The organism is Amycolatopsis sp. NPDC004169 (genome assembly GCF_040610315.1).
In the GTDB taxonomy this organism is placed as follows: domain Bacteria; phylum Actinomycetota; class Actinomycetes; order Mycobacteriales; family Pseudonocardiaceae; genus Amycolatopsis.
Genome location: NZ_JBEXMD010000016.1, coordinates 1 through 13,694 on the forward strand (window position 1 = coordinate 1; position 13,694 = coordinate 13,694).

General features: G+C 71.7%; 10 protein-coding genes and 1 pseudogene. 6 read left to right on the top strand and 5 right to left on the bottom strand.

Features of this window, described 5'->3' with window-relative positions; genetic code table 11:
- Nucleotides 1–373: pseudogene (locus tag ABZX11_RS22360) on the bottom strand (Crp/Fnr family transcriptional regulator); the annotation flags it as partial.
- A gap of 411 nt (nt 374–784) precedes the next feature.
- Here ABZX11_RS22360 and ABZX11_RS22365 point away from each other — a divergent pair.
- Complete coding sequence (locus ABZX11_RS22365) at nt 785–1,549, top strand: DUF4239 domain-containing protein (RefSeq protein ID WP_176172546.1); 765 nt, start codon at nt 785–787, stop codon at nt 1,547–1,549.
- A complete protein-coding gene (locus tag ABZX11_RS22370; protein ID WP_354915814.1) occupies nt 1,546–2,835 on the top strand; it encodes a hypothetical protein in 1,290 nt (429 codons plus the stop codon). Before ABZX11_RS22365 ends, ABZX11_RS22370 begins: the two co-directional genes overlap by 4 nt.
- A 6-nt stretch (nt 2,836–2,841) precedes the next feature.
- Here the strand turns inward: ABZX11_RS22370 and ABZX11_RS22375 are convergent, their stop codons facing one another.
- Nucleotides 2,842–3,858 (bottom strand): autoinducer 2 ABC transporter substrate-binding protein, encoded by a 1,017-nt coding sequence (locus ABZX11_RS22375; protein ID WP_176172544.1) that lies wholly within the window; start codon nt 3,856–3,858, stop codon nt 2,842–2,844.
- Between the two features lie 269 nt (nt 3,859–4,127).
- On the opposite strand from ABZX11_RS22375, the gene ABZX11_RS22380 reads away from it, so the two are divergent.
- Nucleotides 4,128–4,583 (top strand): DUF4396 domain-containing protein, encoded by a 456-nt coding sequence (locus tag ABZX11_RS22380; RefSeq protein WP_176172543.1) that lies wholly within the window; start codon nt 4,128–4,130, stop codon nt 4,581–4,583.
- A 36-nt stretch (nt 4,584–4,619) separates the two neighbouring features.
- Here the strand turns inward: ABZX11_RS22380 and ABZX11_RS22385 are convergent, their stop codons facing one another.
- The 3 genes from ABZX11_RS22385 to ABZX11_RS22395 form a co-directional block, all read right to left on the bottom strand.
- On the bottom strand, nt 4,620–5,846 hold the full coding sequence (locus ABZX11_RS22385; RefSeq protein WP_354915818.1) for a glucuronyl hydrolase: 1,227 nt from the start codon (nt 5,844–5,846) through the stop codon (nt 4,620–4,622).
- 212 nt (nt 5,847–6,058) lie between these two features.
- Complete coding sequence (locus ABZX11_RS22390) at nt 6,059–7,282, bottom strand: hypothetical protein (RefSeq protein ID WP_354915821.1); 1,224 nt, start codon at nt 7,280–7,282, stop codon at nt 6,059–6,061.
- Between the two features lie 376 nt (nt 7,283–7,658).
- Complete coding sequence (locus ABZX11_RS22395; RefSeq protein ID WP_354915824.1) at nt 7,659–10,595, bottom strand: BTAD domain-containing putative transcriptional regulator; 2,937 nt, start codon at nt 10,593–10,595, stop codon at nt 7,659–7,661.
- 112 nt (nt 10,596–10,707) lie between these two features.
- On the opposite strand from ABZX11_RS22395, the gene ABZX11_RS22400 reads away from it, so the two are divergent.
- Genes ABZX11_RS22400 through ABZX11_RS22410 form a run of 3 tightly spaced genes read left to right on the top strand, consistent with a single transcriptional unit; the run spans nt 10,708 to nt 13,610 of the window.
- Complete coding sequence (locus tag ABZX11_RS22400; RefSeq protein ID WP_176172539.1) at nt 10,708–11,364, top strand: hypothetical protein; 657 nt, start codon at nt 10,708–10,710, stop codon at nt 11,362–11,364.
- A gap of 31 nt (nt 11,365–11,395) precedes the next feature.
- Entirely contained in the window at nt 11,396–12,967 is a 1,572-nt protein-coding gene (locus tag ABZX11_RS22405; RefSeq protein WP_176172538.1) for an alkaline phosphatase D family protein, read from the top strand.
- 16 nt (nt 12,968–12,983) lie between these two features.
- The gene (locus ABZX11_RS22410) at nt 12,984–13,610 is read left to right on the top strand and encodes a TetR family transcriptional regulator (protein ID WP_354915828.1); all 627 of its coding nucleotides are present in this window, start codon (nt 12,984–12,986) and stop codon (nt 13,608–13,610) included.
- Nucleotides 13,611–13,694 lie beyond the last annotated feature (84 nt).

The following is a 13,694-nucleotide window of genomic DNA, read 5'->3' on the forward strand; positions in this document are numbered from 1 at the left end:
TTTCGTCGTCGTAGCCGCGCAGGGGGGCGAGTTCGCCGAGTTCGGGTGGGATGACGCGGACTTGGGCGCCGGTGGTGGTGAAGGTGACCCGGCCGTCCCCGACCGCGTAGGAGAGGCGGCGGTTGACGCGGTAGGCGCCGCCGGAGACCTCGACCCAGGGCAGTACTTTGAGCAGCCAGCGGGAGGAGATGCCCTGCATCTGCGGGACCGATTTGGTCGTCGTGGCCAGGGTCCGGGCCGCCGCCCGCCCCAGGCTCGACGGCGCCTGCTCGGAGCCCACCTGCTCGGATCCCACCGGGTCGGTGACAGTCACAACGAGGACCACCCAATCATTCGCGTTCGGCACGTGCCCGCCGGCCAGCACGCCGGTCATGACCTGCTATTTGCTGATATGCGCGCGGTTTCGCGGCGGCGCGAAATCAACATAGCAACCGCGCCGGGGCGCACAATGACACGATCGGGTCACCGGGGTAATTGCCGGGCGGAGGACTTGATCATTGTCCGGCGATCTTCGGCACCGGTGGTCACCGGCTGTCCGCGGACGTCACTCGGTCGTGAGGATCCCTGCCCGGCAGCGCGATCCGTGATCGCCCAGCGAGACGGCGCGCCCGCGGGTACCCGTTTCAGCTGCGCCGAATCGGCGACTTTCGGGACGCCGGTGCGGCCACCCGGATGAATTCCGGACCCTCTGTTGTCCGGCCGGAAATGGGTGGCTAACTTGAGCGGACCCGGCCCGAGTAATGCCGGGCAGTGCTTCCCGCCTTCCGCGGGCGAAAGGACCCGGATGAACATCTTCGTGGCCGGCAGTCTCTGGGTGGCCGGCGCGGCCCTGGTCGCGGGCGTGGTCGCCTACCTGGTCCGCCGGTTCGGCTGGGACGAAGGCAGGCCCGACAACAACGACGCCGCCGGCCAGGTGTTCACCATCGTCGGCGGGCTGCACGCGGTCCTGCTCGCCTTCGTGCTCATCTCGCTGTACGACTCGGTGAACAACGTCAGCCAGAACGCGCAGACCGAAGCCGACAGCCTGGTCGCGGCCACCTGGGCGGCCGACGCGCTGCCGGCCGAGACCAAGGACCGGGTGCACCAGCTCGCCGCCGCCTACGCCCGCACGGTCGAGGAACAGGAATGGCCGCGCCTGGCCGACGGCGGCGAGGTCCCGGCCACCGGCGCGACGGAGCTCGACCAGATGCGCCACGCGGTCGCGGAGGCCCCGTCCGACGACGACTGGCTGCTGGACCGCAAGACCGAGGCCAGCAACCAGCTGTGGTCGGTCTACCAGGCCCGCCAGCAGCGGCTGAACCATTCCGGGGCCGGCGGGGTCGGCCCGGTCGTCTGGTTCGCCCTGATCCTCGGCAGCCTGATCACCGCGATCCTGCTGCCCAACCTGTTCGGCGGCACGCGGCTGGCCGCGCACATCATCATCGTGTCCACCCTGGCCGGCACGATCACGTTGCTGCTCTTCGCGATCCACCAGCTGCAGAACCCGTTCAGCGGCGGCGTCAGCGTGCCCCCCGAGGCGTTCACCTCGGCGCTGGCCAGGCTGGCTTGACCGGCACGCGCGCCCGCTGGGTGGCGGCGTTCGGCGTGGCGGCCGCGGCCTCGGCGCTGCTGGCGGCGACGGGCTGGCTCGCGCCCCCGAAGGCCCGGCTCGCCGTGGCCAGGGAGCCGGGCGGCTGCACGGTTCTCCAGGCGGAGAACGAACGCGACGGCGCGCCGACGACGTTGCGGTTGCTGTCCCTGCCCGGCGGGGTCACCAAGCGGATCAGCCAGGCCGGGTACTGGATCAACGCGATGGGCTACTCCGCCGCGCAGAACGTGGTCTACGGCGTCGCCGACGGCACCCGCGCCGGCCGGTACGGCCACGGCGCGCACGCGGTCCGGATCGACGCCGCCGGGGTGGTCACCGACCTCGGCGTGATCGGCCGCGCGGGCGCGCGGCGTCCCGTGTGGAGCCTGGTCACCGGGGCCACCGCGGGCGCGATCGACGGCAACCGCTGGTACGTCCGGCAGAACAGCGATCTGTACACAGTGGACATCGACCCGGCCGGCCAGGACTACCTGCGCGTGGTGCACCGGACGGCGTTGCGGCCGGTCTCGCTCGCCGTCGGTGTCGACGACTTCGCCTTCGACCCGGCGGACGGGCTCCTCTACGGCGTTTCGGTGACTTCGCGCGGGGACAACTCGGTGGTCACCCTCGACCCGTCGAGCGGGCAGGTCGCGGTGGTCCCCGGCCTCCGGTTCCCCGAGGGCGGGGCGTACGGGTCGGTGGTGCTGGCCCCCGGCACGATCTACGCCACGGCCAACCACGACGGGCCGCGCAGCGTCACGTACCGCCTGCCGCGCGACGGCTCGAGCCCGGCCGCCGAGGTCGCGACCGGGCCGCCGCTGGTGAGCGGCGACGCGGCCGGGTGCTTGGCCGAGACGCCCCCGCCCCCGCCCCCGCCGACGACGTCCTCGCCTCCGCCGACGACGCCACCGGGGCAGGAGTCGCCGACGCCGACACCGACGCCGCCACCCTCGACCGAGCCGCCGGTCACCCCGGCCCCGGAGCCGCCACCACCGGCGCAGCCGCCGCCGGTGGAACGGCCCGTCGTCGTGCCGCCGACCCCCGAGCCGGCACCCCCGCCGCCGCCGCGCGTGCAGACGCCCACGCCGGCTGCCCCGCCTCCGCCGCCCCCGCCGTCGACGCCCCGCGCGCGGCCGACGGACAAGGCCGAGCCGGTGGTCCGGGACACCGGCGAGCGGACCGAAGAGAAACGGCGCTGGGGACTGACGGCGCTGATCCTCGTGCTCGGCGGCGGCGCGGCGGCCGCGCACGGGCGCCGGCACCGGTAGGCGTGCTCAGTACTTGAACTGGTCGACGTTGTCGGCGGTGATGAGCAGGGGATCGCCCAGCAGGACGGTCCTCGTGGCCGGGTCGTACTTCACCGCCGGCAGCTCCAGGCTCACCTTGTTGACGGCCTGGAGCGGCTTGCCGTCGGCGATCTGCTTCGCCGTCCACGCGGTCAGGTAACCCAGCGACTCGACGTTCCACAGCACCGACTGCGAACACGAGCCGTCGAGCAGGAACGGCTTGATGGCCTGCGGCGTCCCGACGCCGACGGTGAACACCCGGCCGATCTTCTGCTCGTCGCCGACGGCCTTGGCGACACCGGGCGCGGAGGTCGTGCACTCGCCGATCAGCCCGGTCAGGCCGGGGTGCTCGGTCATGAGCTGCTTGGCCAGCACTGTCGCGGTGTCCTCGTCTTCGCCCGCGTACACGGTCTCGACGAGTTCCGCCTTCGGGTAGTGCTTGGCCGCGTACTCCTTCTGGACCGCGATCCACGAGTTGAGGTTCGCCGCGGCCTTGCCGCAGGAGACGATGGCGTACTGGCCGGCGCCGCCGGTCTTCGCCATCAGGGCGTCGACCAGCGCGGTGCCGATACCCTGCGCGCTGGCCTGGTTGACGAACACCTCGCGTTGCGTGCCCGGCGCGTCGGTGTCCGAGGTGAGCACGTGGATGCCCTTGGCCCTGGCCTCGGCGATCACGCCGGCGAGCGCGGCGGGGTCGTTCGGGGCCACCACGATGACGTCGGGCTTCTTCGCGATCAGGTCGCGCAGGATGGTCACCTGGGCGGCCGGGTCGACCGTCGCCGGGCCGGTCGAGTGCCACGCCACGCCCAGCTGCCTCGCCGCCTCGAGGCCGCCGTTGTCCATCGCCTGGAAGTACGGGATGCCGGCGACCTTGGGCACGAACTCGATCCGGGTCGGCGCCGGCGCGGGGGCGCTGCCCAGCTGGTCGGCGCAGCCCCCGAGCGCGAGTGCCGCGACCAGCGTCGCCGTCGCGGCCAGCCGGAAGGTCTTCGTCGGCCCTCGCATCCCCACCCGTTCCTCAGGACTTTCGATCAGTTCGATGGGTCCGCGCATGGTCGAGACCAAGGGCGAACGTAGGGCTCCGGGTAACGGTGGTCAACGGGATGTGCGCAAAGGGTTACGGAAGTGAGTTCTGCTTCGCCGGAAATGCCCTGGTCGCCCTGTTGTGGCTACTTTGAGTGACAGCAAACCGCCTATCCGTGTCTGTCCGGGGTGGGCGGGACTGTGACGCGCGGAACGTGCGTCACTTACCCCCTAGGGGTATGGTTCACGGCATGAGCGAACAGCACGCAGCTTCGTGGGCGACGGCGATCCAGGCGACTCTGCACTGCCTGACCGGCTGTGCCATCGGTGAGGTGCTCGGCATGGTGCTGGGCACGGCGTTCGGCCTGCACAACGCGGCGACCGTGGTGCTGTCGATCGCGCTGGCCTTCGTCTTCGGCTACGGCCTGACCATGCGGGGCGTGCTGAAGTCGGGGATGAACCTGCAGGCCGCGTTCAAGGTCGCGCTGGCCGCGGACACCGTGTCGATCGCGGTGATGGAACTGATCGACAACACCGTCGTCGTGGCGATTCCCGGGGCGATGGACGCCGGGCTGGCCAGTGCCCTGTTCTGGCTGTCACTGGCGCTCTCGCTCGCGATCGCCTTCGTCGTCACGGTGCCGGTCAACAAGTGGATGATCGGGCGCGGCCTCGGCCACGCCAAGGTGCACGCGCACCACCACCACTGAGCGCGCCCGGGGAGGTGGCGGCCTCCCCGGACGCCGCTACCGGCTGGAAAGGTCGATCGCGCGGTCGAGCCCGCGCCGGTCGAGCACCCGCAGGATGCCTTCCAGCAGGTAGTAGTCGGCGTACGGGAGCGACACCTCGACACCGTCCTCGGCGGGCCGGTTGCGGGTGCAGCGGGCGACGCTCGCCTCGGCACGGGCGGACTTCGTCGTCAGGCAGGTCCGCGAGATCGCGGTGAGGATCCGCAGCGCGCTGTCCCGGTAGTGCGGGCGGTGCGTCAGTTCCGCCAGGTCGAGCAGGCCGCACGCCATGATCACGCCCGCGGACGCGTCCTTGACGTCGTCGGGGGCCTGCGGGGCCAGGTAGTCCCACACCGGGACGTGGTCGGGCGTCAGCCGGGACAACGCGAAGTCCGCGAGCCGGCGGGCCGTGGCCAGGAACTCCGCGTCCCCGGTCCGCCGGTGGATCGTGGTGAACCCGTAGACGCCCCAGGCCTGCCCGCGCGACCAGCACGACGCCGGGCTGTAGCCCTGCACGGTGTTCGGCCCGATCGGCGCGCCGGTGACCGGGTCGAAGTCGAACACGTGCGGGGTGGACCCGTCGGGGCGCGGGAAGTTCCGCTGCACCGTCTTGGCGTGCGCGACGGCGATTTCGAGGTACTTCGGGTCCTGCGTCTGCGCACTGGCGAACGCGAGCAGGTCGAGGTTCATCATCGTGTCCATGATGACGCGGCCGGCGTTGTTCGGATCGGACAGCGCACCCCAGGCGCGGATGAACCGGCCGGCCGGGTTGTACCGCTTGATCAGCGACGACGCCGCCTGCACCGCGCCGGCCCGCCACTTCTCGTCGCCGGTGAGCCGCCAGGCCGTCACCCACGAGGGGTAGAAGAGGAAACCGAGGTCGTGCGTGCCCGTGTCGTTCTGGCGCGGCGCGAGCTTTTCCGCAGAGGCCAGCGCGAGGGTCTTGAATTGTTCCTCGCCGCTGTGCAGCCAGGCCAGCCACAACTGACCGGGCCAGAATCCGCCGACCCAGTCGCCGTTCTGCGAATAGGTCCATTTCTCGAACTTCGTGCCGACCGGGAACGCGGTGACGCCGGGCGCCACGGCGCGGAGCTTGGCCACCGCGTAATCGGCCGCCTGGCGGAGCGTCCGGGTGGCCGAGGCCTGGTCAAGAGTGGCCGCGGAGGCGGCCGTCGAGGTGCTGGCGCCCACCGCGACCGCGGCACCGGCCGCGGTGGTCAGCAGGGTTCTCCGGGAAACGCTCACAGGTACCCGCCATTCCGTGAATCCGTGGGAGGAAAGTGCCCGGAATTTTTGCACGATCGACAGTCCGTTGTACACCCGGCGGATGTCTGTTCACGGTTGTGAATTGCGGTCCCGGTGAGCGGAATAACCCGGAAAAAGGGCGAAGGCCCGGCGGGGTACACCGGGCCTTCGCTGTGGTCGCGGGGTGAGGGCAGTCATCCGCGCGACGATTTTCAGCAGTGCGGGGCGACCGGCTGGTCGGAACCCGTCTGCAGGTAGGTGTCCGACACGTAGTGCCCGGGGCCGATCCGGTCCCAGATGTTGCCGGTGCCGAACTTGCCGGTGACGGTGTCACCCTCGACGTAGCACTCGATGTTCACCTTGGCGTAGTTCGCCGCGAGGCCCTTGATGGCGGCCGAGGTGCTCGCGCTCGCCCGGACGTTCATCGGGTCGCCGGCCGTGCTGACCACGCCGGTCGGGCCGGAGCCGGTCCACAGGTAGGTGACGTTGACGTTGCCGTTGTCGGACATGCCGAGGCCGTCCCAGAACACGCCGTCGGCGAGGTCGATGCCCGCCGGGTTCTGCACCTTGTAGCCCAGGCCGCTCTTACCGCCGTTGTACCCGTTGTGGTAGGCGGCATACGCCTCGGGCTGGCCCTGCGGCAGGTCCTTGAACTTGGTCCGCACCGACGACGGGTTCCAGTAGTCGTCCTGCTCGTTCCACGGGCCGACGTCCCACACCGGCGCGTACTCGCACTTGCTGCCGTCGGTGCGGCAGACGCGGACGGAGTAGTTGCCGGTGCCCTTGGGCGCCAGCGCCTTGCCGGACGGCAGCGCGACGAAGTGGTCCCGGCTGGTGATGACGTGGCCGTTGGCGGTGGTCCCGCCGGGCAGGCCTTCGCGGGTGCCGAAGACCTTGTAGGTCAGCTCGGTGCCGGCGGCCAGTGCGCTGGCCTGCGGGACGCTGTCGGCGCTGAGCGCGACGCTCTTGACCGAGGGCCGCACGCCGTCGGTGGTGCTGTGCAGGCTGATCCGCACCTGCACCTCGTTCACGGCGGACTTCAACGCGGTGCCGGCCGGGGTCCACTCGGTCCAGTCGTTCACCCCGGTCCGCCCGCGGACGTCGACGTCGACCGAGGTGCCCCGGGGCGTGTCGGCGGTGAGTTCCGCGCTGACGCGGTTCGCGGCCGAGCCGAGCCGGTGCCCGGCGGTGAGCAGGCTGCCCTCGCTGCCGGCGAACACCCTGGAGGTTCTGTGCCAGGCCGCGTCGGCCAGGGTGAGCGTGCCACCCTGGCCGGTGACGTTGACGTCGTCCTGGTCCACAGTGGACAGATCGGCGGTCCAGTTCGTCGTGGGCGGTGCCGTCGCGGCCTGCGCGGGGGCTCCGGCCAGCGCCGTCACCGCTCCGGCGGCCAGAACCGCCGCGGTCACGCGGCCGGCCTTCATGATCCGGATCATCCCCGGTTCTCCTCTCACACCTGTTGTTTCGAAGGTGGGAGAAGAGTGACTGTCGGGCGTACATGATCCGTACAACGGGATTGTGCGGGTTGTGCGGGCTGTGCTGGCCTTGCTGGATTTGCTCTGCCGTGGCTTCCCCCCCGCCGGCCCGAACGCCGGATTGTTCAGCGGCCGTCAGGCCTTGTCAAGGCGGGAAAGCGTGCCTTGACAAGGCCTGCCGGCCGCTGAAGCGGCTGCGTATCGGGTCGGCAGGGGGGTGTGGCCGGGACGGTCCTGCGGACCGTTGTCCGGTGGATTGCGGTCCTGCGGACCGTTGTCTGGTGGGCCGCGGTCCTGCGGACCGCTCTCTTGTGGCCCCGCGGTCTTGCGGACCGCCTCACGCTGACGCTATGTGCGCCCGGTCCTCCACTACGACCGCAGGCTCCTTCGGCCGTGTCGACAACTCCCGCCAGATCGTCAGGGCCCGCTCCGAATAATCCCGGGACCGCTCCGGCTGTGACAGCGCCCGGTGCAGTTCGCCCAGCAGCTGCGAAACCTCGGCCTCCGAGCGGCGGTCGCCGTTGCGGCGGTGGACCGCCAGTGAGTTCACCAGCAGCAGCTGGGCGTGGGCGAAGTCGCCGCTGTGCAGGCACAGCTCGCCCAGGTTCTGGTTGGCGTAGCCCACGCAGTGGTCGTCGCCGAGGGCGGTGAAGATCGCGATCGCCCGGTCGACGTGCTCTCGGGCCGCCGCCAGGTTGCCCTGGTGCTGGAACAACAGCCCCAGGCGCTTGAGGGCGTGGGCCTCTCGGTGGCGGTCGCCGATCGAGGCCGTCAGTTCCAGTGCGTCGGTGATCCAGCGCTTCGCCACCGCGTAGCACCCTCGCGACATCCAGACCGCTCCCGCGCCCAGGCGGGCCACCGCTTCGCCGTTCGGGTCGTCGGCTTCGGCGAACAGCTCCAGTGCCTCGTGGCAGTGGTCGAGGGCCAGCTCGTCCTCGCCTTCGATGCGCAGGATCGTCGACAGCCCGGTCAGCGCGACGGCGACGCCCTGTGCGTCACCGACCGCGTCGAACAGCTTCTTCGACTCCTCGAACGCCACCCTGGCCTCGGCGTATTCGTCCTGGTACAGCAGGTACTGCCCGAGGTTGCGCTGGACGATCGCCTCGGCGCGCTCCGAACCCGTCCGGCGGGCCGCGGCCAGTGCGACCAGGTGCGTGCTGTGCCAGTCGTCCTGGGGGCCGCGGAGGTCGAAGTACGGCGTCAGCGCCGAAGCCAGCTGCCAGGCCAGGTCGTCGAACCCGTGCTGGGCGGCCAGCGAGACCGCCGCGACGGTCGTGTGCCGCTCGGCCGCGAACCACGCCGCCGGGTCCTCGGGCAGGACGTCGGTGGGCACCGCGGGCCGGGGCAGCTCGTCGTCGCAGTACGCGCCGAAGAAGTGCAGCGGCATCCGGCGCGCCGCCTCGAGCGCCAGGCCCAGGTAGCCCTCCAGGACCCGCCGCAGGCCGGCGCGGGTCTTCGCCGCGTCACTGCGCTCGGCCAGTTCCACCGCGTACACGCGCAGCAGGTCGTGCAGCCGGTAGCGCGGCTGGCCCGCCGAATCGGAGCCGACCAGCTCGACGAGGTGGCCGTCGACCAGCACGTCGAGGACGTCGTCGGCGTCACGGCGGCCCAGCACGGCCGCGAGCGCCCAGGCCGGGAACTGGACCGGCCCGAGCAGGCCCAGCCCGCGAAACGCCGTCGCCGCCGACATCGGCAGCAGGTCGTAGGACAGGGTCACGCTCGCGCGGACGGCCAGGTCGCCGACGCGCAGCTCGTCGAGCCGGCGGCGCTCGTCGCCCAGCCGGTCGGCCAGCAGCCGCAGCGTCCAGCCCGGCCGGTGCGTCAGCTTCGCGCCGGCCACCCGGATCGCCAGCGGCAGGTGCCCGCACTGGCGCAGGATCGCCGCGGCGCTCTCCGGCTCGGCCGCCACCCGCTCGGCGCCGACGATGCCCTGCAACAGCCGCGCGGCCTCGGCCTCGGGCAGCAGGTCGACGTCCACCGGCTTCGCGCCGGCGAGCCCGGGCAGCCGGATCCGGCTGGTCACCAGCACCCCGCACGCCCCGGCCCCGGGCAGCAGCGGCCGCACCTGGGCCTCGCTGCCGGCGTCGTCGAGCACCACGCACATCCGCCGCCCGGCCAGGCGCGAGCGCAGCAGCGCCGAGCGCTCGGCCAGCTCGCGCGGCAGGCCGGCGTCCGGGATGCCGAGCGTGCGCAGCAGTTCCGCGAGCACGCTCATCGGCGCCCGCGGCGACGACGACGTGCCGGCCAGGTCGACGTGCAGCTGCCCGTCGGGGAACTCGTCGCGGACCGCGTGCGCGACCCGGACGGCGACCGCCGACTTGCCAACGCCGGGCGCGCCCGACAGCACGATCACGGCGGGCGTACCGGAGTCCGCGTTCTTCTGGAGCAGGGTGACGACGTCGTGGATCAGCGCGTCGCGGCCGGTGAAGTCCGGCAGGTCGAGGGGCAGCTGGCAGACCGGGGCGACCTCGGCGGCCCGCGCCGGGACGAGCACGTCGTCCGGGACCAGGGTCGCGCGCAGCTCGCGCAGCCGGACGCCCGGTTCGGCGTCGAGCTCCTCGCGCAGCACCCGCTCGGCCGACTCGTACGCCTCGATCGCGTCCCCGGTCCGGCCCGCGGCGCGCAGCGCGACGATCAGCTGGGCCCACAGTTCTTCGCGCAGCGGGTGCTCGGTGACCAGGCCGCGCAGCTCGGCGATGGCCTCACCGGAGCGGCCGAGGCCGATCCGGGCGCGGAGCCGTTGTTCCTGCACCGAAAGCCGCAGTTCGGCGAGCCGGGCGACGGTCGCGCCCCAGCTGTGGTCGTGCGGCAGGCCTTCGAGGATTTCACCGCGCCACAGCGCATCGGCCCGGTCGAGGAGCTTGAGCGCGCCTTCGGCCGAACCGCCGTCGAGCGCTTCCTGCGCCTCGCCGGCCAGCGCGGCGAAGGCGAGGTGGTCCAGTTCTTCCGGCGACGCGGTCAGCAGGTAGCCGGAGGCCCGGCTGCTGATCCGCTCGCCGAGGGCGGGGTCGATCTCGGCGAAGCGTCTTCGCAGCGAATGCACGTACGTGCGGATGTTCGCCGCGGCCGACCGCGGCGCCGATTCCGGCCACAGCACTTCCACCAGGACGTCGGTCGAGACGACGACGTTCGGCTGCAGGGCCAGCGCGGCCAGCAGCAGCCGGGGCTTCGGCCCGCCGAGGGCGATCACCCGCCCGGCGGCGGTGACCTCCAGCGGACCGAGGACGCGGATGGTAAGCGAGGTGGTCTCAACCTGCCCGATGAGTTCCCCCATGTCCCGGACTCTAGGACCCGTCCGGCGCACGGGATAGATCCATTCGGAGTGTCTGAGCACACACGTGCGCGCTTTGTACGGAACGTGTACGGCCGCGGGCGACGCTGCCGCCATGAAGCGTTCGAAACTCCGGCGTATCGCCGGCTCCGGGCTGGTACTGGCCGCGGTCGGCGCGCTCCTGGCCGGCGGCGCGGCCGAAGCGTCGGCGGCGGCGAGCGGAACCGTGAAGACCGCGGGTGACCCGCTCAACGTCCGCCGGGCACCCACCACCGCCGCCACGGCCGTCAAAACCGTCGCCAACGGTGCCACCGTCACCATCGACTGCCAGGTCAACGGCTCGTCCGTGACCGGTCCCTACGGGACGGGCACGTTGTGGGACTACGTGCCCGCGCTCGGCGGGTACATCTCGGACACCTACGTCTTCACCAACTCCGACACGCGGGTCGCACCCGACTGCGGCGTCGGCTCGGGCAGCGGCCAGTGCGCCGACGCCTGCGCGGGCGAAGCGCAGTACCGCTCGTCCGACTCGCACTTCCTGGTCTACGACACGAATTCCGACGGCTACTCCGCCGTGGTCGCGTACTGGCTCAAGGGCGGCGCCGGGCCGTTCTACGTCTGGAACTCCGGCGGCGAGGGCACGAAGGTCGACAAGGCCGTCACGGTCCCGCACGGCGGCTGGGTCTACTACAAGGTGTGCGTCGCGAACTACACGACCGCCAAGCCCGACCTGAAGTCCTGCAGCGACGGCATCACCGACTTCGCGGCCTGACCGCGCGTCCACCACGAGAAAGGGCTTTCCCATGGGTCAGGTCAACCGGCGCAAGGTGCTCCTCGGCGGGCTCGCCGCGGTCACCGCCACCGCGGCTTCGGCGGCGTTGCCGTCGTGGGCGAACGCCCGCACCACGGCCGCCGCCCCCACCATCCGCGATCCGTTCCAGCTCGGCGTCGCCTCCGGCGACCCGCTGCCCGACAGCGTCGTGCTGTGGACGCGGCTCGCGCCCGCCCCGCTCAACCCGGACGGCTTCGGCGGCATGCCGGACGCCACCTACGCGGTCGACTGGGAGATCGCGAACGACGAGGCGTTCACCTCGATCGTGCAGAGCGGCCAGGCGAGCGCGCTCCGCGCGGCCGCGCACAGCGTCCACATCGAGCCGGTGGGCCTGCAGCCCGCGCGGGAGTACTTCTACCGCTTCAAGACCGCCGGCTACATCTCGCCGGTCGGCCGGACGCGCACCGCGCCCGCCGCCGGTGCCGCGGTCAACCAGCTCAAGTACTGCTTCAGTTCCTGCCAGCACTGGGAGGAGGGCTACTACCACGCGTACAAGGGCATCGTGGCCGACGACCCGGACCTGGTGCTGTTCCTCGGGGACTACATCTACGAGAAGAAGTCGGGCCGGACCGCGCAGGAGCGCAACCCGCGCAGCCTCGCGTTCACCGAGGACGTCACCACGCTCGCGCAGTACCGCGCCCGCCACGCCCAGCACAAGACCGACGCCGACCTGCAGGCCGCGCACGCGATCGCGCCGTGGATCGTCGTGTTCGACGACCACGAAGTGATGAACAACTGGAACGGCACCACCGCGCCCGCCACCGCCGCGCGCAAGGCCGCCGGGTTCCAGGCGTTCTACGAGAACACCCCGATCCGCTCGACGGCCAAGCCCAACGGCGCGTCGATCCAGCTGTACCGGCAGTTCGTCTGGGGCAACCTGGCCCGCTTCCACATGCTCGACACCCGCCAGTACCGCAGCGCCCAGGTGCCCGACCCCTCCGGCGACGCCGGCCCGGCCTGCGCCGACATGCGCAGCACCTCGCGCAGCATCCTCGGTGCCACGGAGGAGGCGTGGCTGCTCAAGCAGTTCGAGTCGCACCCGGCGACCTGGGACTTCCTCGGCCAGCAGGTCTTCTTCGCCACGCGTGACTCCGACGGCAACAAGGCCACCTGCGAGAGCAACGACTCCTGGCAGGGCTACGAGGCCTCCCGCAACCGGATCCAGCAGGGCTGGGTCGACCGGAAGGTCGCCAACCCGGTGGTGCTCACCGGCGACGTCCACCGGCACTGGGCCGCCGACCTGCGGCTCGACTACTTCGACCACAGTGCTCCGGTCATCGGCTCGGAACTGGTCACGACGTCGGTGACGAGCAACAGCGACACCGCCTCGGCGCCCAGCGCGGCCTGGTACGCGAACAACCCGCACGTCAAGTACTGCAAGGGCGAGCGCGGGTACGTCCGCGTCACGACCACTCCGGCGCAAATGCGGGCGGACTTCATGACCACCTCGGACACCAGCGTCTACGACCCGGCGTCGGTCGTGATCAAGAACGACGTCAGCTACGTGGTGCAGGCCGGGAAGCCAGGCCTGCAGCAGGTCTGAGGCTACGCTGCGTGACGTGAACGACGAACTGGGCTTGCGGGAGCGCAAGAAGCTCCGGACGCGGGCGGCGATCTCGGTGGCGGCGATCGGGCTCTTCCTCGAGCGCGGGTTCGACGCCGTCGGGGTCGCCGAGGTGGCGCGGGTGGCCGAGGTGTCCAAGCGGACGCTGTTCGCCTACTTCCCGACCAAGGAGGACCTCGTGCTGCACCGGTTCGCCGACCACGAGACCGACGCGGCGGACGTCGTCCGCGCCCGCCCGCCGGGCCAAGGGCCACTGGCGGCGTTGCGGGAAGCGTTCGTGCGGGGCCTCGATGCGCGGGAGCCGGTGACCGGGCTGTGCGACCTGCCCGAGGTCGTCGCGGTGTTCCGGCTCGTCACCCGCACCCCGGCGCTGGTGGCGCGGCTGGCGGAATTCACCTCCGCGGGGGAGGTGGCGCTGGCCGCCGCGCTCGCCGAGGCCGGGGTGCCTTCGCCGGACGCGGGCCTGGCCGCGGCGCAGATCTCCGCGGTCCGGCGGACGCTGGCCACGGCGAACATGGCCGCGGTCGCGGCCGGCGTCGCCGCGGCGGAGCAGTACCCCGAGGCTCGGGTGACGGCCGAACGGGCGTTCACCCTGCTGTCGTCCGGAGTAGGGTTCGGCTGACCGCCGCCGTCCGTGCCGCACTCATGGTCCGGACCATGAAGAACGCACGGGGCACCCGGGCCCGGCGAAGGTAGACTCCGAGAA